Genomic DNA, 20,923 nt, shown 5'->3' on the forward strand with positions numbered 1-20,923 from the left:
TTCAGTAAGTTATATTAGGGCTGCAAGTTGTTATCCTGAGCCTGTTGTACGTTATCCTGAGCTTGCCGTAATAAGTTATCTTAAGATTGCGGTTTGTCATCCTAAGCTTGCCGTAAGTTATATTAGGGCTGCAAGTTGTTTATCCTGAATCTGTTGTACATTATCCTGAGCTTGCCGTAATAAGTTATCTTAAGATTGCGGTTTGTCATCCTGAGCTTTTCGTAAGCTATATCAGGATTGCAGTTTGTCCGCTTGTCGAATGTCCTCCTGAGCTTGTCGAAGGATCTTGCATTATTTAAAAAAACTTCAAGAAACTCAGTTTAACAGCTGTAAATTAATTTTTATAATACTCTAATAATTCTTTCAATTTATCGGTAGAATCTTCAAGTCCCCCTTCACGATTTCTAAGCAACCAAGTTTTCTTTTGATTTTCTATAATTGGCGCGAGTTCTTCCGCTAGTTTTTCTTTTTCTACTTCCGGAATGTTTTCCGTGGCATATCCTTTTGCTTTTAATCGAGCTTCTCCTAAATGAGCTCCATGTAATGCAAGTTTGGCAGCCTGTTTTGTTTCTGCAATTACAATGGCAGCATCCTCAGAAGTTGGTTTCCCTTTATCAAGAATAGCTAAAGCGTTATTAATCTCATTTTCTGCGGCTTCCAATCCTTTTATGGTTAGGTGTTTTGTTTGGTAGTGCCCTTTCATAGTCCATTTAAACCTTCGGAGCATTAAGTGGAAAGCATTGGCATTTCCTGCAGGAATATCTGCTTTTAGATAAGCATCACCTAACATTAAAATAGCTTTTCCTGTATTGGCTGTTTCGTCTTTAAACACATAATGATTTAAATGAAAAGCTAAGTTATCAACAGATTTTTCTGAATAATTCCAAGAATAAGAAGCGCCAAGAAGCAGTGGAGCATAGGTAACAGATAATGGTTGAAAATGACCAAAATCTCCCCAATTTGTGTTTAAAAAACCTTTTGCATTATTTTTTTGCCCTTCAATTGCAGCATTCTTAAGGTTTTCAAAGGCATTGGTGTTTCTTCCTATTTCAGAACGCCATGTGGAGGTTCCTGGGCACACATAAAATTCTAAACCTGCATTTTTAAACTTTGGTAAGTTTTCATCAAAAGGGTAGGTGGCATCATATCCCCAAACTACCGCAGTCATATTTTTAGGAATTTCACTTATTAATTCTGGATGATTTAAAATAATATCTCCCCAAAACTGAGCTAATTTCCCTTGCTTATTAACTTCTTCATTGAGTTTAGTGAGGTAGTTTAAATATACGTGTCCTTTTCCAAGCTTTTCACATTCTTCTTTAGACTTTCCTAAACAAAGCTCTACCGTTTCATCTCCGCCAATATTAAAATACTTACTCGAAAAATTTGGAAGTAATTCTTCATACAAACTCTTCATTAATTCAAAAGAAGCAGGGTCAGTCGGATTTAAACTAGTGCGTTTTCGTTTTCCCCAAACAGTTTCACAATCTTCAGGACATTCAGCTAAATCTAAATATTCATCATGCTTTAACCAGTTTTCCATATGCCCAAACGAATTTTGATTCGGCACTAAATCAATATGTCTTTCTCGACAATAAGCATCGAGGAGTTTAATTTCTTCAGCAGTAAACGGACTCGCATTTTTCCATACTTCCTCATGGTTTTTGTAGGCAAAGGTATGCTCAATATAAAGTTGTAATTCGTTTTGTTTCCATTCGGCTAACTTATCAATAAGTTGATAAAGCGTTTCCATGGTTGGTACTTTGTCTCTACTAACATCCAACATAACGCCTCTTCTTTCAAAATTTGGCCAATCGGTAATTTCTACACAAGGAAGCGATTTCCCTTCGGATATGGCATACGAAAGGAGTTGAGAAAGTGTTTGTTTAGCATAAAATAGTCCGGCTAAATCTTGCCCTTTAACTTGCAGCGTGTCTGTAGTTATTTTTAAACGATATCCTTGAGGCTTTAACTGTAAAGAATCAATACTAAAATTGAGATGTAATTTTGAAAAACCAATCTTTTCTGCAATATCCATAGACCCAATAAAATCCATGTTTGTAGTAATAGTAAGGAGTTTTTCAAGCTGACTAGCATTTGTACTTGTTAAAGAAACGCAAGAATCTAAAACTGTAATTTCTTGTGGCGGATTGATAAAGTATTTAGAGAAATCCTGAGAAAACCCATTAAAAACGGTAAAGGAAAGGAGAAGACTTAAAAAAATGCTTTTCATCTATATTAAATTTTTACAAAAACGAATTGATTGTTAGTAATTTAAATTATTTATGTTGGTGTTGATTATTCTCTATTAAATGCCCATTGTGGGCTTTCATGTGTTGAAAATGAATTAAGGGAGAAAGATACTAAATCTTCGGATAAGTTTTGGAAGTGAAAAAGTGAAACTTATAGATAAAAATGAAATGAAAATCTACAATAGCTAGAGGTTAAACGTAAAAATACAATTTGTTAATTATGGCACGGGTATTGCCTATACAGAATGATTAAAATGTTGGCAAGCTTAATTTGTATACAAACTATCAGTAAATTAAGGCGCTAACGGACTACTGAAAAAGAAGAATTAAACCCATTCTGAATGACAGAATGACTTATAAAGAACTATGAGTAATAACAAATTTTTAAATATGGACAGTTTGTCACTGCAAAATATTGATGATGATGCTGAATTAATTCCGTTAATGACTCCGGAAGATGAAGAGGAAATCAACAATGAGGTTTTGCCCGAGACACTCCCAATTTTACCTCTTAGAAACACGGTACTTTTCCCAGGTGTTGTAATTCCGATTACCGCAGGAAGAGATAAATCGATTAAATTAATAAAAGATGCTTCTAACGGAAGTAAAGTAATTGGGGTAGTATCTCAAAAAGATGAAACCGTTGAAGATCCAGAAATAGCCGATTTAAATACTACAGGAACTGTAGCAAGAATTCTTCGTGTTTTAAAAATGCCCGATGGAAATACAACCGTAATTATACAAGGGAAAAAGCGTTTTGAAATAGAGGAAATTACAACTACAGAGCCCTATTTTAATGCGAAAATTAAAGATTTACCAGAAGAAAAACCTGCTAATGAAGACGAAGAGTTTACAACTATTATAGACTCTATAAAAGACTTGGCTTTACAGATTATAAAAGAGAGTCCAAATATTCCTTCGGAGGCTTCTTTTGCTATTAAAAATATAGAAAGTAACTCGTTTTTAATAAACTTTATTTCTTCTAATATGAATTTGGAAGTAAAGGATAAACAAAAGTTACTAGAAACAAAAAATCTTCAGGAGCGTGCTTTAGCTACTTTGAAGTTTATGAATGTTGAATTTCAGAAGTTAAATTTGAGAAACGATATTCAGTCTAAAGTGCAATCCGACCTTAATCAGCAACAGCGGGAATATTTCCTTCATCAGCAAATGAAAACCATCCAAGAAGAATTGGGAGGAGTTTCGTCTGAAGAAGAGATTGAGCAAATGCGTATAAAAGGAAATAAGAAAAAATGGGATGCCAAGATAAAAGAACATTTTGAAAAAGAATTGGCTAAGCTACAGCGCATGAATCCGCAAGTAGCAGAATATTCCATTCAGCGTAATTATTTAGATTTGTTTTTGGACTTGCCATGGAATAAGTTTTCTAAAGATAAATTTGATTTAAAGCGTGCTCAGAAAATATTGGATAGAGACCATTACGGACTTGAAGATGTTAAAAAGCGTATTATAGAATATTTGGCAGTATTGAAGTTGAGAAACGACATGAAATCGCCAATTTTATGTTTATACGGACCTCCAGGAGTTGGTAAAACATCTTTGGGGAAATCTGTTGCAGAGGCGCTAGGAAGAGAATATGTGCGTATTTCTTTAGGAGGATTACGAGACGAAGCAGAAATCCGTGGACATAGAAAAACCTATATAGGAGCAATGCCAGGAAGGATTATACAGTCGCTTAAAAAAGCAGGAACTTCTAATCCTGTTTTTATTTTAGATGAAATAGATAAACTCTCTTCTAGTCATAATGGAGACCCTTCTTCGGCTATGTTAGAAGTTTTAGATCCTGAGCAAAATAAAGAATTTTACGACAATTTCTTGGAAATGGGCTACGACCTTTCTAAGGTTATGTTTATTGCAACAGCAAATAATTTAGGTCCAATCCAGCCAGCATTAAGAGACCGTATGGAAATTATTAATGTTACGGGGTATACAATTGAAGAAAAAGTAGAGATAGGAAAACGCCATTTACTTCCAAAGCAATTAAAAGAGCACGGATTAAAACCAGCAGATTTAAAAGTAGGAAAAAAAGAACTTGAGAAAATTGTAGAAGGATATACAAGAGAATCTGGGGTACGTGGTTTGGATAAGCAAATTGCTAAAATGGTTAGATATGCTGCCAAATCTATAGCAATGGAAGAGGAGTATGATGTAAAAGTAACTACGCAAGATGTTGAAAAAGTATTGGGAGTAGCACGTTTAGAACGCGATAAATACGAAAACAACGAAGTTGCGGGAGTAGTAACTGGTTTAGCTTGGACAAGTGTTGGTGGAGATATTTTATTTATTGAATCTATACTTTCAAAAGGTAAGGGAACGCTTTCTATTACTGGGAATTTAGGAAAAGTAATGAAAGAGTCGGCTACCATTGCGATGGAATATATTAAATCTAATGCCGAAAGTTTAGGAATTAATCCGGAGGTGTTTGAAAAATATAATGTGCATATTCACGTTCCAGAGGGAGCAACACCAAAAGATGGTCCGAGTGCAGGAATTACTATGTTGACCTCTTTAGTTTCTCTATTTACTCAAAGAAAAGTTAAGAAAAGTATAGCTATGACTGGGGAGATAACCCTTAGAGGTAAAGTATTGCCTGTAGGTGGGATTAAAGAAAAAATACTGGCTGCAAAAAGAGCTCGTATTAAAGAATTGATTTTGTGTAATGAAAACAAGCGTGATATTCTTGAAATTAAAGAAGAATATTTAAAAGGACTTACTTTCCATTATGTAAATGAAATGAGCGAAGTAATAGGCCTTGCAATTACAGATGAAGCTGTTAAAAATGCAAAAGAGCTGTAGTTAGTAGGCAGTATTCAGTTGTCAATATTTTTACCCAGAGCATGTTGAGGAGCATGAAATTAAATTAAAAGGAATATTACCCGAAGTAAATGAGGAATTGATTTTCCGATTTTGACAAAGTAAAAGCTCTGTTTGAATGAATTTTAAAAGTTTTTAATGAAAAAGATAACCATTGCCATAGACGGATTTTCATCCACAGGAAAAAGTACGATTGCTAAACAATTAGCAAAAAAGCTAAATTATGTATATGTAGATACTGGAGCCATGTATCGTGCGGTGGCTTTATTTGTGCTTAACAATGGTTTGATAAATGAAGCTGGAGAAGTTAAAAACTTAGTGGAGAAATTGCCAGAAATAACTTTGAATTTTAAGCTTAATGAAGAAACTGGGAATGCAGATACGTACTTAAATGGCGAGAATGTAGAAAAAGAAATTCGAACCTTAAGAGTGTCAAATGTAGTGAGTATGGTAGCTGCCATTTCTGAAGTTAGAAAGAAGTTGGTAGAGCAACAAAAAAAGATGGGGGCAGAGAAGGGAGTTGTTATGGACGGAAGAGATATTGGAACGGTAGTTTTTCCAGATGCTGAATTAAAATTATTTATGACTGCCTCTGCTAAAACAAGAGCTCACAGACGTTATAAAGAATTAGTGGATAGAGGCGAAGAAGTAACTTTTGATGCGGTTTTAAAAAACGTACAAGAAAGAGACCATTTAGACTCAAATCGTGAAGATTCTCCTTTAATTCAAGCAGAAACAGCTATTGAGTTTGATAATAGCGATATGGGCTTAAAAGAACAATTTGAACGGATTTATAATTTTGCACTTAGAATTATTGAGAAACAATAATTATTATAGTTTTAATTATATAGTTTAGGAAAAATAGATTCAAAAAAAAAGCTCAACTTGTATTTAATTACTGTTGAGCTTTTTTGAATATTGTGTTGATTTACATTTTTGATGCATACCTGAGTTTTATTCCATAACTAATGAGTCTCATGTTTTTTGCAATTCCCGAATCAAAAACACTGTTATATTTAAAATTAACAGGATCTTCCGCATCGTATTCTACCAATTGTCTTGTTTGGTCTTGAGAGTCTATAATAGAATTAATTCCATAATCAAAATAAACCCCCACATAAATCGAACTGTGTTCAGCTATTTTCTGCTTGATTCCAGTTTCTATGATGGCAGAATATGATAATTTTATATCCAATTCTTCTTTATTGGTTTCTTGAGTGCCATAGGTCCCAAAACCAGCAAAAGCAGGGTCGAAGAGTTCGGCGTCGTATTGCGAATAATATCCACTAGTGGTTATGGCATTTGCACTTGTTTGATATTTTCCTTTTAGCGGAAATCCTAATTTAGTACCTGCGGAAATATAAAACCTTGTGTTTTCTCCTAAGGTTTCATACTGAGCGGTGATTGGAAGATTTAGATATTTTAGCCATTGCTCTTCTTTATAATTTTCTGCGGTATAGCGAAACTCAAAGTCTTCGTTTTCAAAATCTGTTGTTGTGTACGCAGCTTTTACGTTCCCTAAAGAAGCAGACGCATTATAACTTTGGTAATCTACTCCAAGTCCAAGACTCCATTGATTGTTTAGGTAATAAGCATAGCGGAAACCAAAACTTGCACCTAATCGTTTATTTACTTTTCCTTGATCTAAATCATAGCTCATTGTTGAAAATCCCCCTCCCAAAGCGATTACAGAGATTTCATGTTGGGTATTTTGCCCGTGACTATTATTTGTAAAAAAGCCCAATAAAAAGAAAAAACTCAAGTGTTTTAAAAATAGGATATGTTGATTTAAAGTTTTCATATTTTGAATATTTTTATGTAGCTGCTCAAAAAGCCTATTTTACAATTATTTTAAAGTGTTTTACCATTCCTGTTGTTGTTTTACAGTAAAAAACATAAACTCCGGTTTGCGTACCTGTAGGAATTATAAAGTTTGTTAGCTGTTGTTGGGTCTCCATCTTTTTGATATACTGCCCCGATAAGCTGTGGAGGCTTAGTTGCATCCCTTTTAAATCATTTGGAGGTAAATCAGCATAGACCTCAACATAACTCCCTGCCGTTACTGGGTTGGGGGTTACGCTTATATTATAGGATTGGGTATGCTCAATGCTGCCTGTACATGTGCTTAAAACATCTCCATCTTCTGTTGTCATTTCTACTGAATAGCTTGCATTAGGGTCTAGGGAATCTTCTCGGTTTGGTCCTATAGAATAATACTGTCCTGTTCCAATAGCAACTTCATTTTTATACCATTGATAGTTTACAAACTTATATCCTCCATTGCTTTCTGGATTATTGTTAACTAACAATGTGTTATTGAATTTTTGGATTACAATTCCGTCAAAATCAAACTGTTTATTTATTACTATTTCATAGGTTTTGGAACTATTTCCATTTTGTGGGGTCACCGTTATTGTTTGTCTATAGATACCTGGCTTAGGGGTTTCTATAGTAAATAAATTTCTAGGAATAACCGTAGTATTGGCTTTTGCTAAGACCTCAATCTCTATAGAAGTTGCTCCATTATTACAATCCATTAGGTAGTTAATAGTGTTTGGCGGATTGTCAAAAGAGACACTACCTATTTTAATTGCTGCTATATCAGGAATGGTTGATGGTGCCTCATTCACAGTAACTATAGCAGTACATATATCTGTATTTCCAGCAGCATCCTCTACAGTTAAGGTTACCATATTATCTCCTAGATTTGTATTATTAAACGTATTTTGAGAAATGCTCATTGAAGCGATTCCGCAATTATCGCTACTTCCATTATCGATATCATCTGCAGTTATACTTACATTTCCATTGGTATCGAGTTGAACCGTAATGTCTTGACACACTACTGTTGGTTTTGTACTGTCTTCAACAACAATAGCTACCGATGCAGTTGCGGTACATCCATTAGCGTCAGTTACCGTTACAGAATAAGTCCCTGCGGTTAAGCCTACCATATCTTCAGTGGTAGCATCGTTGCTCCATTCAAAGTTATAAGGCGCTACCCCGCCAGTAACGGTTAAATCTATTGTTCCGTTATTGCCGCCGTTACAGCTAACAGGAGTTGTGACAATACTGGCTGATAATGCTGTTGGTTCACTTACCTCTGCTGAAGTGGTTGCGGTACATCCATTAGCATCGGTTATAGTTACAGAATACGTTCCAGCAGTTAAGCCAGTCAAATCTTCAGTGGTTGCGTCGTTAGTCCATTCAAAGTTATAAGGTGCTATTCCGCCAGTAACGGTTAAATCTACTGTTCCGTTATTGCCGCCGTTACAGCTAACAGGAGTTGTGACAATACTGGCTGATAATACTGTTGGTTCGTTTACCTCTGCTGAAGTGGTTGTGGTACATCCATTGGCATCGGTTATGGTTACCGAATAAGTTCCTGCGGTTAAGCCAGTCAAATCTTCAGTGGTTGCGGTGTTACTCCATTCAAAACTATAAGGCGCTATTCCTCCAGTAACGGTTAAATCAATTGTTCCGTTGTTTCCGCCGTTACAGCTTACAGGAGTTGTGACGATACTGGCTGATAATACTGTTGGTTCGTTTACCTCTGCTGAAGTGGTTGCGGTACATCCATTGGAATCGGTTATAGTTACAGAATATGTTCCTGCGGTTAAGCCAATCATATCTTCAGTGGTAGCGTCGTTACTCCATTCAAAACTATAAGGCGCTATTCCGCCAGTAACGGTTAAATCTGCTGTTCCGTTATTGCCGCCGTTACAGCTAACAGGAGTTGCGGTGATACTAGCTGATAATACTGTTGGTTCGCTTACCTCTGCTGAAGTGGTTGCGGTACATCCATTGGCATCGGTTATGGTTACAGAATACGTTCCAGCAGTTAGGCCAGTCAAATCTTCAGTAGTAGCGGTGTTGCTCCATTCAAAACTATAAGGCGCTATTCCGCCAGTAACGGTTAAATCTGCTGTTCCATTGTTTCCGCCGTTACAACTTACAGGGGTTGCAGTTGCACTTGCTGAGAGCACCGGTGACCCTTCTTGCAACTCATAGGCTCCCATATCTATTTTATCGACTGTAGGGCAACCATCAAATAAACGAGCATTTCCTGCTAAATCTACATCATCGACTAAAGTTAAATTTCCATTTACATTGGTGTATAGCGTATTGTCTCCTTTATTTACAACCACAAAGCTTCCTTCTTTTAAACTATAATCGCCATTAGTAGGGGCGTTAAAAATGTCTGAAACTGAAATATCTGTGGCATCTATATTTCCATTTGTATCATCATCATTCCCTTCAATAATAGAATTTTGTGCTTGATAACTTCCCGTTATTCCACCCCAGACAATACAGTTATGTATATTTGGATTAGAAGTGTCTGCATTGTGCATTCCGTTACTTCCATTAGTATCGCTATTATTAGCTACTGTACTATTGACAAAAGTAGGAGAGGAGTTGGTTACATTGTAAATTGCTCCGCCAATGTTAGTTGCTGTGTTACCTATAAGGGCTACATTTATTAATATAGGATTAGAATTGTCTTGGCTAGCTATAGCACCGCCGTCTTTTGCTTTGTTATTTTTAAATATAATATTACGAAGTGTTGGCGATGACTGATAGCTAAACATCCCTCCACCAGATTCTGTATTATAATTTCCAATCACTAAAAGATTTTCATAACTAGGCGATGAAATAGAATTATAAATACCCGCTCCTGAACATTGGTAAATAGGATTCCCATTTACCGTAATATCGTCATTGTATTCTCCATTAGCTCCACTTATTGTAAACCCATTTAATAATGCTTTGCCTGCATCACTACTACTCACTATTACTCTAGTTAGATTTTCTGAATTATTAGTAAAATCGTCTCCATCGTCATTGTTTACATCTGCACTTAAAATGGTGCCATTAGTACCTGTACTAGGAAGAATACGCTCATCATTTAGGGTATTGATATTATTGCTAGGATCGAAGCCCCCATACACTTGTACGTTTTTGACCATTAAAAAGCTATTGTCGCGCTCCTGATCTGTTCCAAAATTACTGTCTTTTGGGCTGTACAAGGGCTTATAGGTACCTATGGATACATATATTTTTAAAGGTGTATTCTCCCAGTTAGCATCTTCATTTATTTTAGCCCATACTAAAGCATCGGCAAGTTCTGTGATGGCGTTTTCCCAAGAATTTCCGCTACCTATTCCTGTAGCATCTTTATCTACATACAAAATGTTGTTAGCATCTGGGATGAAGGGTGCAGGCTCCGTTACTTCCGCAGATGTGGTTATAGTACATCCGTTGACATCGGTTACCTTTACGTTGTAGGTTCCAGCGGTTAATCCAGTCAAATCTTCAGTAGTAGCGGTGTGGCTCCAATCAAAACCATAAGGTGTTGTTCCGCCAGTTACGGTTAAATCAATTGTTCCGTCGTTTCCGCCGTTATAACTAACAGGGGTTGCGGTGATACTGGTTGATAATGCTGTGGGTTGGGTAATAGTTGCACTAGCCGTAGCCGTACATCCGTTGTTATCGGTTACCGTTACTTCATAGTTTCCAGCACTAAGTCCAGAAGCAGTAGCTGTTGTTTGGGCAGAACCGTCATTCCACAAATAAGTATAAGGAGATGCTCCGTTTGCTGGGGTCACTGTTAATGACCCTGTTGAGTTTCCATAACAGGCTACATTGGTTTGTGATGTAATAGAGGCCGTCATGGTACATGCAGGAGTAGTAAAACTCTCTTCACTTCCATAACTTGTGCTTTCACTATTGATTGCATAGGCACGAACATAATACTCAGTATTTGCGGTAAGTCCTGTAATTTCACCAGAAAAACTCCCGTCGCCAGAACCTATTTGTACTTTGGTATTAGCCGTTGTTGGTGTGCCTGTGGTGTTGTAAACAATACCGCGTTCGGTTACCGTAGCTCCACCGTTGTCGGTTATATTACCACCAAGGGTTGCAGTGGTAGCAGTAATGCCAGAGGCTGCTGTGGTGGTTACGGTTGGGGTGGTGTTGGAAGAAGGAGCGACAGTATTTCGAAAATCAATAGATGTGATCGTAAAATTATCAGGCGAACTATTATGAACTTCAATAATAATTTCTGCAACGCCTATAACTGGTAAAGAATTATTGGTTGTAAAAAAGCTTCCAATAGAGATTTCTGTCTGTCCTAAAGACGTAACACCAGTCATAGTTTTTATGATGTTACCATCTTTATCTTTCAAAGTTAAGGAAGTCCCTGAATAATCAGATTGAGCTCCAAAACTATATATAGTCATATCATATAGGTCGAAAGATGCTGCATCTACTTCGTCGGCCTTAAATATAAGTGTTTCGACATTGTTATAATCACTATTAGAACCATAAAGTTCTCCTCCTTCAATGGTCAAATTGTTACTTACTACTAGTTCCGGGAAATTGGTGGTTTTAAAACCAGGACCTCCGGAGTCTGCTGCTCCCAGAGATGTAAACGTTGCAGGAGGCATAGCATTTTCTTCCAAAGAATTTCGAAAAACAGCTTCTTTAATGTTGTTAATATTTTCTTCTTCAACAAAACATGTATTTTTGTTTTCTAAACTACTTTTAATGGTAGTTGTAGTAAAAGAAGAAGTGCTGACTACCGTAATTAATAAAATAAGAAGACTTAATTTTTTACGTAGGTTTACAAACGCTTGAGATTTATTTTTCATCTGGGATTTTTTAGTTGGGATTTTTTTATTTTATAAAGCATGTATGCTTGTTACGTATATCAAATTTTTAAAAATTTGATATACTGAAGTTCAGAAGTAACTATACCTGAAATTAAAGTAATTCTATTACAAACTTCTTTTTCAGAATATTTATAGTTAGATTTTTCAATAGACTTGAACGTAATTTTTTTCATAATTAAGTAAATTAATAGAGGGACAAGAGCCTTGAGATTATTTATTTTAATTGTTATGTTTACTATTTTTATACGGTTTAGAGTAACTATGTTGTGAGGATAGAACAGTTTTTATAGCTTATACTATATTATTCATATTCTTCGTGTTTTTATTTAGCTTTTCTAATGTATGTTTTATACTATGAGTTAAATTTTGTATAAAACCACATCAAAAAACATAAAGAGTAAGATCAATTATTAAGAAAAATAAAATTTAACCATTCGTTTTAATATGTTTTTAATATTTATACGAATTTCTAGAGAGTTCTTTAAATTATGTTAAAAAAAGCCTTACAAAAACCTTACAGTTTTATGTTATTGAAAATGTAGATTCCTCTAAAGGCTTGTAAGAATTTTTCAAGATATGTTTAGCTTAATTCCCGCACCAAGAGCCGTATATCTTGCTGACTTTTTAAGCCTAACTTTTTACGGATACGGTGTTTGGTTACCATTACAGAATTAGTGGAAACCCCTAAAACTAACCCCATTTCTTTATTGGTTAGCTCTAATTTTTCTAAACAAAGACACCGCAGTTCTGATGGAGTGAGGTTGGAATACATAGAGCGCAATGTATGAAGGTAGGCAGGATATATTTCGTCAAATAATAATTGATACTTCTTCCAATCTTCATCGGTAAGGATGATTTTGGATTTTAATTGGCAGATTAATTTTTTATTGTCTTTACTTTGTAATTGTTGTTGTAGGCTTTCAATAATCTCCTGCTCATCATGAATTTTCAACTTTAAGCTTTGTAGTTGATTTTTTGCGTTACTTAAAGCTTTTTCAGCATTTTCTATTCTTAATTCTTTAATTTCCTGTTTTCTTAGATGGTATTTGTTTCTAAACCAATAGGCACAAAGACTTCCAATTAATAATAAAGCAATGATTAAGATGATATTATTGCGTTGAGAGATTTTTAAACGACTTTCTGTGTGAAGTTTTTCTATCTCCAACTGCCAATCTCTTACTTGCACTTTTTGATTGGCTCTTATTAGTTTTATAGAGTTGTATTTTTGATAGTATGTATTTATGGCGTTTATAGTAGAGTCTAGGTAAACCGAACTGCTATCTATTTGTTTATTGGCGGCATACCATTTGCTCATTACAGGATATAGTTCTTTAAACCGATCGGTTTGACCAGATTTTTGAATGTATGTTTTGGCTTCCTCTATTTTTTGTTTTGCTTTATCCAATTTCTTTTGTTGCAAATAAATGTCGGCTAAAGGAATAGCCGAACCTGCTGCAAAACCAATATCCCCAATTTTTATAGCATTTTGGATATCTTTTTCAAGCAAGGGAATCGCATTTTTATAGTTTTTTTCTAAAAAAAAGTTATAACCAAGATTTCCAGAGGCAATTCTCTTCCAAACATCATTTTGGTATGCGGAGGAATCGTTTATTATCATTAAAAAAAAACGTTCGGCAAGCTTTAAGTCCTTTAATTTTTGATAGCACAATCCCAAGGTATTTTGAGCGTCAAGAACAGCATTGGCGTTAAACTTTGTCTTTTCTAATTTACTGGATTTATTATAGTAGATAAGTGCATTAGAAAAATCTTTAAAATAATAATAGCAGTACCCAATAAAGTTGAGGTGTTCTGCCATGTTAGGGAAACTTTCTGGTTTCATAGTTTCTAAAACCTTGGCCGAGCGTAATAACCATTCAAACGATTTTTCGTATTCTTTTTTTCGCCAATAATAAGTGGCAACTGTATGTGCTGCTCGTTCTTCTATGTGAGCCACTTTTTTATTTTTCCCTTTTTGTGCAACGTCAATAAGGTTATAAATCAAATCATGATTTTTATGACCATAGATATACCAATAGGAGTAAGCATATAATAAATTGGCTTCTAAGGCGAGCTCTTCATCTTGATTTTCTATGGCAAACTTTTCTATTTGCTTAGCATATTTTTTTATGTATAAGGAATCTTCTATTCCTTTATTAATGGTGTTCCTGTATAAACTATCAATCCCTTCTACCTTATCTTTATAGGGTTTATGGAGCATTTGTTTGTACTGGGAGATTCCTTGTGTACAATAACATAAAAGTAAAAAAACAACTAAGCTTAATTTCATAAAATTATAAATGTAATATCATAACTTTTTCTACTATCTATATAGTAACCGCTGTTCTCCATGAGGAAAGTTTAATTATACTTTTTTAAACAATTTTTTAAATATTTTATGTATTATAGGCTATATGTATTATAGAATTAATTTTACAACTTAATTATTTGTAAAAAGGATTGTAATAATTAAAAGAAATTTAAAAAGTTTCATTTTTTTATTATAATGATTTGTTTGTAAAGAAAATACATAATAAACAAAAGTATATATTCATGTTAAGTTTATCGATAAAATTTTAAATATTCTCTTTAATCTCTAATATATGTAAGAAATATCCTTTGGTTGTTATAGGAAAATTTCTCATAACATTAGGGATAGCACTGTTTTGTGCTAAATTTTACAATTGATTTTTATAGTGTTGTCCGATAAAAGTTAACGGAATTTATTAAACTCCACTTATATCAAGGTTTAAATGGAGTTTTTAAAATAGACCCCTTGCTATTAGTAAAAATGAGTAAAAAAGAGAATTTCTGAAATGTTGTCTTTTTAAGCTACTTATTTTGTGGTGGTTAAGGTTTGTTCTTTTTTCTTATAGCGAAGCGGTCTTGTGTTTTTACTCGGACATTAATGATTTCTATGTCCTATTTCTTTGTTATCTATAGGGTCTTGCGTTTTATCAAGATTAATAAGAGTCATTTATAACTTGAAGGTACTTTTCATTATTAATTAATAGAATTTACTTATGGCAAGTCTAAAGGTTACGTCAAATAGAGGTTTTATCAATTTAGTGGTTGTTATAGCGTATACTACAATAAAGTCTCATCAGCTTGTTCTGAGAAACTTAATTATTGTTGTCCAATAAAGGTTAATGAAATTTATTGGACGCTACTTATATTAAGGTTTAAATCAGGTTTTCAAAATAGCCCCTTGCTATTAATAAAAATTAATAAAAAGAAGATTTTAGGAATGTTATTTCTTTAAGCTACTTATTTTATGATAGTTAATATTTAGTCTTTGTTCTTCGTTCTTCGTTCTTTGCTCATCTAGCGAAGCTGTTTTATGTTTCACTTGTACATTAATCATAATCTTTAAACATTTATCTTTGTAATTATTTGAAAATCAAAAATTAAGTTGTAAATTTGCACTCCTTTTTAGCAACCCCAAGAGGGAAAAGGGATTGAAAATCAATTATTTATATAAACACCTTCTGTTATTGAATGTTGTTAACCTCTTGATTTAAAGCAGAATACAAATTATTATCAGCAACATGGCTGAAGCAAAAGAAAACACAGCACAAAAAGAAACTATTTCTCAGGAAGAGTTTTTACAAAATTTTAACTGGCACAACTACCAAGAAGGTATTGACCAAGTTGAAGATGCTAAATTAAAAGAATTCGAAAACTTAGTTGAAGAGAACTTCGTAGATACAGCAGATGAAGAGGTTGTAGAAGGAACTGTAGTTCACTTAACAGACAGAGAAGCGATTATTGATATCAACGCGAAGTCTGAAGGGGTAATCTCTTTAAATGAGTTTCGTTACAATCCAAACTTAAAAGTTGGAGACAAAGTAGAAGTTTTAATCGACGTTCGCGAAGATAAAACTGGTCAGTTAGTATTATCTCACCGTAAAGCCAGAACTATCAAGGCTTGGGATAGAGTTAATGCTGCACATGACAAAGCAGAGATTGTTAACGGTTTTGTTAAATGCAGAACTAAAGGTGGTATGATTGTAGACGTATTCGGTATCGAAGCGTTCTTACCAGGATCTCAAATAGATGTAAAGCCTATTCGTGATTACGATGCTTACGTTGGAAAAACAATGGAATTCAAAGTGGTTAAAATTAACCATGAGTTCAAAAACGTTGTTGTATCTCACAAAGCACTTATCGAGGCAGATATCGAAGAACAGAAAAAAGAAATCATCGGGCAGCTTGAAAAAGGTCAAGTTCTTGAAGGAACCGTTAAGAACATTACTTCTTACGGGGTATTCATCGACCTTGGTGGCGTAGATGGTCTTATCCATATTACAGATCTTTCTTGGTCTCGTATCAATCACCCTAATGAGGTTGTTGAATTAGATCAGAAATTAAATGTTGTAATTTTAGACTTTGATGATAACAAATCTAGAATTCAATTAGGTCTTAAACAATTACAGAAACACCCATGGGAAGCTTTAGGTGATGAAGTAAAAGTTGGTGATAAAGTTAAAGGTAAAGTAGTTGTTATTGCAGATTACGGTGCATTTATTGAAGTAGCTGATGGTGTTGAAGGACTTATCCACGTTTCTGAAATGTCTTGGTCTACACACTTACGTTCGGCTCAAGATTTCGTTAATGTTGGAGATGAAGTAGAAGCAGTGGTTCTTACTCTAGATCGTGAAGATCGTAAAATGTCTCTTGGAATTAAGCAATTAACTCCAGATCCATGGACTGATATTACTACTAAATATCCTGTAGGTTCTAAGCACACAGGAATTGTACGTAACTTTACAAACTTTGGTGTATTTGTTGAATTAGAAGAAGGAATTGACGGGTTAATTTATATCTCTGACCTTTCTTGGACTAAGAAAATTAAACACCCATCTGAATTTGTAAACGTTGGAGACAAATTAGAAGTTGAAGTTCTTGAATTAGATGTTGAAGGACGTAAATTAAGCCTTGGTCACAAACAAACTACAGATAACCCTTGGGATAAATACGAAGCAGAATTTGCTGAAGGAACTATCCACAATGCAGAAATTTCTGAGATTGTAGACAAAGGTGCTACTATCGAATTCAACGAAGATATCGTTGCATTTGTACCTTCTCGTCATTTAGAGAAAGAAGATGGTAAGAAGTTGAAAAAAGGAGATACTGCCGATTTCAAAATCATTGAGTTCAATAAAGAATTCAAAAGAGTAGTAGCTTCTCATACAGCTATCTTCAAAGCCGAAGAAGAGAAAAACGTTAAGGCTGCTGCAAAACGTAGCAACCAAGCGGAAAAAACAACCCTTGGTGATGCTAATGCTGAGCTTCAAGCGTTGAAAGATAAAATGGAAGGGAAATAATAATTTTCAATTCATTTAAAAGTAAAACCCTCCAACTCGGAGGGTTTTTTTATGCTTTAAAACTCTTCTTTTTTTACCCACAGTCATGTCGACCAGCGGGAGACATCTCATTATCAAAAACACTTTGGACTAAATACCCTAAACAATTAATAAGAAAAGTTTTCTTTATAAGATTTCACTGTAATAATAGGACAAGCTCCAGAACAATCAAATCTCTGTTATTCTGTAGGTGTGATTTCTCCTTTCAGTCGAAATGACTAAAGCTTCACAGTCATGTCGACCATCGGGAGACATCCCATTATCAAAAACACCTTGGACTAAATACCCTAAACAATTAATAAGAAAGGTTTTCTTTATAAGATTTCTCTGTAATAATAGGACAAGCTCCAGAACAATCAAACCTCTGTTATTCTGTAGGTGTGATTTCTCCTTTCAGTCGAAATGACTAAAGCTCCACAGTCATGTCGACCAGCGGGAGACATCTCATCACCCGAATATTTTTGAGCTAAATAGCAGAGATGCGATTTCTCCTTTCAGTCGAAATGACTAAAGCTCCACAGTCATGTCGACCAACGGGAGACATCCCATTATCAAAAACACCTTGGACTAAATGCCCTAAACAATTAATAAGAAAAGTTTTCTTTGTAAGATTTCTCTGTAATAATAGGACAAGCTCCAGAACAATCAAATCTCTGTTATTCTGTAGGTGTGATTTCTCCTTTCAGTCGAAATGACTAAAACACCGCAGTCATGTCGACCAACGTGAGACATCTCATTATCAAAAACACCTTGGACTAAATACCCTAAACAATTAATAAGAAAAGTTTTCTTTATAAGATTTCACTATAATAATAGGACAAGCTCCAGAACAATCAAATCTCTGTTATTCTGTAGGTGTGATTTCTCCTTTCAGTCGAAATGACTAGATTATATCATTATTCAATGTTTCCCACTTAGGGTTGAAATTTTGAATCAAAATGTTCTTTTTTTCACGACGCCACTTTTTTAATTCTTTTTCTCTTTGAATAGCTTCGCTCGGTGTTTCATATCCCTCATAATAAACCAAATAGATACATTAATACTTTCCTGCAAATGATTTTTTAGCATTTTGGCTATCAAAATAATGTTGGGATAATCTCCTTTGAATATTGTTTGTCATTCCAATATATAAAGTAGTTCGATACTGATTGGTAGTTATATAAACAAAGTATTTGTAAAACATGTATTAAAATAGCGAATTAGAATAAAATAACCCGTTGTGCATTTAGGCAATATTGATTTTTAGGTTATTGATATTTCTGTTGAATTCAAATATGTTTATATATTGAATGACCGTCATAGCCGTAATCTTAGATAATATTCTGTTTTTGAATCCCTCAAAAGATTTAGCATAATTCCTTCGAATCATAAATTGGTCGCAAAGTTGAGAAAACAATGTTTCAATACGCTTTCTGGATTTCTTAAAAACGTACGGCTGCTCCCTATAGTTATGCTGGTTTGTTCTCATAGGGGTTTCAAGTCTAATATTATGATATTCAAATAAATTCAATTGATATTCAGCCGACAAATACCCTTTATCACCAAGTAATATGCAATCACTTAATTGATGCTTTATATCCTTTAAATAATTAATATCGTGCACAGAGGCTGGACTAATATCCATACTTTCGATAACACCCTGAGCAGAACAGACAGCATGTAATTTATATCCATAATAATGGCTTGATTGACTTGCACAATATCCTTTTTCGGGCAGACTGTAGTTTTGTTCTTTACATATCTTACTTCTAGCGCTTCTTGATAATTTACAGACCTCTAACGGCATACTGTCAACAATATAACAATGCTCAGATTTATTCAACTTTCTCACTAATGCCTTGCGAAGTGATTCTCTAAAAGAAAACAACTTACGCTTTCTTCTATTGTAGACACTGCGCTCTATTTTGCTGGATAGACCAGCAGGTAACATTCGAAAAAGCTGGCATTCACTATCAACACTCATATATTCTGATGTTAAATCAATAGCTATAAGCTCTTTATCTCTTAATTTAGGTTTACGGATTTGATGTAAATAATCCATTTTACAATCCAATTCTTTTAAAACCTTGAGGATTTTGTCGTAATTTGCTTGAAAGTTGTGCATATAAATTATAGTGTGGTTACTACAATTTACTGCATTTTAGCAGTTTGCACAACTTTTTCTAAATGCACAACGGGTTAAAATAATTGATTAATAAATAAATTTATTTCTATTCCACAGTCATATCGACCAACGGGAGACATCTCACCACCCGAGTATTTTTAAGTTAAATAACATGGATGTGATTTCTCCTTTCACCTCACAGTCATGTCGACCAGCGGGAGACATCTCATTATCAAAAACACTTTGGACTAAATACCCTAAACAATTAATAAGAAAAGTTTTCTTTATAAGATTTCTCTGTAATAATAGGACAAGCTCCAGAACAATCAAATCTCTGTTATTCTGTAGATGCGATTTCTCCTTTCAGTCGAAATGACTAAAGCTCCACAGTCATGTCGACCAGCGGGAGGCATCTCATTATCAAAAACAGCTTGGATTGAGCGCTCTAAACATTAACAAGAAAGTTTTCTTTATAGAACTTTTTATAAGAATACGACAGAATCTAGAACAATCAAATCTCTGTTATTCTGTAGATGTGATTTCTCCTTTCAGTCGAAATGACTAGATTATATCATTATTCAATGTTTCCCACTTAGGGTTGAAATTTTGAATCAAAATGTTCTTTTTTTCACGACGCCACTTTTTTAATTCTTTTTCTCTTTGAATAGCTTCGCTCGGTGTTTCATATCCCTCATAATAAACCAAATAGATACATTTATACTTTCCTGCAAATGATTTTTTAGCATTTTGGCTATCAAAATAATGTTGGGATAATCTCCTTTGAATATTGTTTGTCATTCCAATATATAAAGTAGTTCGATACTGATTGGTAGTTATATAAACAAAGTATTTGTAAAGCATGTATTAAAATAGCGAATTAGAATAAAATAATTGATTAATAAATTTATTTATTTCTATTCCACAGTCATGTCGACCAACGGGAGACATCTCATCGCCGAAAATATTAATGAGTTAGCAGAATGCGATTTCTCCTTTCAGTCGAAATGACTAAAGCTTCACAGTCATGTCGACCAACGGGAGACATCTCATCACCCGAATATTTTTGAGTTAAATAACAGGATGTGATTTCTCCTTTCACCTCACAGTCATGTCGACCAGCGGGAGACATCTCATCACCCGAATATTTTTGAGCTAAATAATATGGATGTGATTTCTCCTTTCACTCCACAGTCATGTCGACCATCGGGAGACATCACATTATTAAAAACACCTTGGACTAAATACCCTAAACAATTAATAAGAAAAGTTTTCTTTATAAGATTTCTCTGTAATAATAGGACAAGCTCCAGAACAATCAAATCTCTGTTATTCTGTAGGTGTGATTTCTCCTTTCAGTCGAAATGACTAAAGCTCCACAGTCATGTCGACCAACGGGAGACATCTCATTATCGAAAGCAATTTGAATTGAACACCCTAGACATTGACAAAGAAGCCTTTTTTATAGATTTCTCTGTAATAATAGGACAAGCTCCAGAACAATCAAATCTCTGTTATTCTGTAGATGTGATTTCTCCTTTCAGTCGAAATGACTAAAGCTCCACAGTCATGTCGACCAACGGGAGACATCTCATTATCAAAAACATCTTGGACTAAATACCCTAAACAATTAATAAGAAAAGTTTTCTTTATAAGATTTCTCTGTAATAATAGGACAAGCTCCAGAACAATTAAATCTCT

General features: G+C 34.4%; 10 protein-coding genes. 3 read left to right on the forward strand and 7 right to left on the reverse strand.

What is annotated here, in order from left to right:
- Window positions 1-334 precede the first annotated feature (334 nt).
- A complete protein-coding gene (locus JOOMADRAFT_RS14765; protein WP_008614728.1) occupies window positions 335-2,233 on the reverse strand; it encodes a beta-N-acetylhexosaminidase in 1,899 nt (632 codons plus the stop codon).
- 385 nt (window positions 2,234-2,618) lie between these two features.
- Here JOOMADRAFT_RS14765 and lon point away from each other — a divergent pair, with 385 nt between their 5' ends.
- Together lon and cmk are read left to right on the forward strand one after the other, a co-directional pair.
- A complete protein-coding gene (lon, locus tag JOOMADRAFT_RS14770) occupies window positions 2,619-5,069 on the forward strand; it encodes an endopeptidase La (protein ID WP_008614729.1) in 2,451 nt (816 codons plus the stop codon).
- A 156-nt stretch (window positions 5,070-5,225) separates the two neighbouring features.
- The gene (gene cmk, locus JOOMADRAFT_RS14775; RefSeq protein WP_008614732.1) at window positions 5,226-5,915 is read left to right on the forward strand and encodes a (d)CMP kinase; all 690 of its coding nucleotides are present in this window, start codon (window positions 5,226-5,228) and stop codon (window positions 5,913-5,915) included.
- A 100-nt stretch (window positions 5,916-6,015) separates the two neighbouring features.
- On the opposite strand, the gene JOOMADRAFT_RS14780 is transcribed toward cmk, so the two are convergent.
- From JOOMADRAFT_RS14780 to JOOMADRAFT_RS14790, 3 genes are all read right to left on the reverse strand, one after another.
- A complete protein-coding gene (locus tag JOOMADRAFT_RS14780) occupies window positions 6,016-6,888 on the reverse strand; it encodes an outer membrane beta-barrel protein (protein WP_008614734.1) in 873 nt (290 codons plus the stop codon).
- A 34-nt stretch (window positions 6,889-6,922) separates the two neighbouring features.
- Window positions 6,923-11,737 (reverse strand): beta strand repeat-containing protein, encoded by a 4,815-nt coding sequence (locus tag JOOMADRAFT_RS19740; RefSeq protein ID WP_008614736.1) that lies wholly within the window; start codon window positions 11,735-11,737, stop codon window positions 6,923-6,925.
- 601 nt (window positions 11,738-12,338) lie between these two features.
- Window positions 12,339-13,976 carry a tetratricopeptide repeat protein gene (locus tag JOOMADRAFT_RS14790; protein WP_169313492.1) on the reverse strand — a complete coding sequence of 546 codons (1,638 nt, stop codon included), beginning with the start codon at window positions 13,974-13,976 and terminating at the stop codon, window positions 12,339-12,341.
- Window positions 13,977-15,303: 1,327 nt separating this feature from the next.
- Here JOOMADRAFT_RS14790 and rpsA point away from each other — a divergent pair.
- On the forward strand, window positions 15,304-17,082 hold the full coding sequence (gene rpsA, locus JOOMADRAFT_RS14795; RefSeq protein WP_008614755.1) for a 30S ribosomal protein S1: 1,779 nt from the start codon (window positions 15,304-15,306) through the stop codon (window positions 17,080-17,082).
- 1,075 nt (window positions 17,083-18,157) lie between these two features.
- On the opposite strand, the gene JOOMADRAFT_RS20685 is transcribed toward rpsA, so the two are convergent.
- The 3 genes from JOOMADRAFT_RS20685 to JOOMADRAFT_RS14810 all read right to left on the reverse strand — a co-directional run bounded on the left by JOOMADRAFT_RS20685 (window position 18,158) and on the right by JOOMADRAFT_RS14810 (window position 20,086).
- Window positions 18,158-18,304, reverse strand: a complete 147-nt coding sequence (locus JOOMADRAFT_RS20685) for a GIY-YIG nuclease family protein (RefSeq protein WP_317133727.1) — start codon at window positions 18,302-18,304, stop codon at window positions 18,158-18,160.
- A gap of 42 nt (window positions 18,305-18,346) precedes the next feature.
- Window positions 18,347-19,225, reverse strand: coding sequence for an IS982 family transposase (locus tag JOOMADRAFT_RS14805; RefSeq protein WP_008610872.1), 879 nt, complete (start codon window positions 19,223-19,225; stop codon window positions 18,347-18,349).
- A gap of 561 nt (window positions 19,226-19,786) precedes the next feature.
- Window positions 19,787-20,086, reverse strand: a complete 300-nt coding sequence (locus JOOMADRAFT_RS14810; protein WP_008614757.1) for a GIY-YIG nuclease family protein — start codon at window positions 20,084-20,086, stop codon at window positions 19,787-19,789.
- Window positions 20,087-20,923: the final 837 nt, after the last annotated feature.

This window comes from Galbibacter orientalis DSM 19592 (assembly GCF_000260115.1).
In the GTDB taxonomy this organism is placed as follows: domain Bacteria; phylum Bacteroidota; class Bacteroidia; order Flavobacteriales; family Flavobacteriaceae; genus Galbibacter; species Galbibacter orientalis.

Excerpts from the sequence above, each read along its gene's own strand:
- JOOMADRAFT_RS14765 (WP_008614728.1), bottom strand. The coding sequence starts at position 2,233 with ATGAAAAGCATTTTTTTAAGTCTTCTCCTTTCCTTTACCGTTTTTAAT.
- lon (WP_008614729.1), top strand. The coding sequence starts at position 2,619 with ATGAGTAATAACAAATTTTTAAATATGGACAGTTTGTCACTGCAAAAT.
- cmk (WP_008614732.1), top strand. The coding sequence starts at position 5,226 with ATGAAAAAGATAACCATTGCCATAGACGGATTTTCATCCACAGGAAAA.
- JOOMADRAFT_RS14780 (WP_008614734.1), bottom strand. The coding sequence starts at position 6,888 with ATGAAAACTTTAAATCAACATATCCTATTTTTAAAACACTTGAGTTTT.
- JOOMADRAFT_RS19740 (WP_008614736.1), bottom strand. The coding sequence starts at position 11,737 with ATGAAAAATAAATCTCAAGCGTTTGTAAACCTACGTAAAAAATTAAGT.
- JOOMADRAFT_RS14790 (WP_169313492.1), bottom strand. The coding sequence starts at position 13,976 with ATGCTCCATAAACCCTATAAAGATAAGGTAGAAGGGATTGATAGTTTA.
- rpsA (WP_008614755.1), top strand. The coding sequence starts at position 15,304 with ATGGCTGAAGCAAAAGAAAACACAGCACAAAAAGAAACTATTTCTCAG.
- JOOMADRAFT_RS20685 (WP_317133727.1), bottom strand. The coding sequence starts at position 18,304 with ATGTTTTACAAATACTTTGTTTATATAACTACCAATCAGTATCGAACT.
- JOOMADRAFT_RS14805 (WP_008610872.1), bottom strand. The coding sequence starts at position 19,225 with ATGCACAACTTTCAAGCAAATTACGACAAAATCCTCAAGGTTTTAAAA.
- JOOMADRAFT_RS14810 (WP_008614757.1), bottom strand. The coding sequence starts at position 20,086 with ATGCTTTACAAATACTTTGTTTATATAACTACCAATCAGTATCGAACT.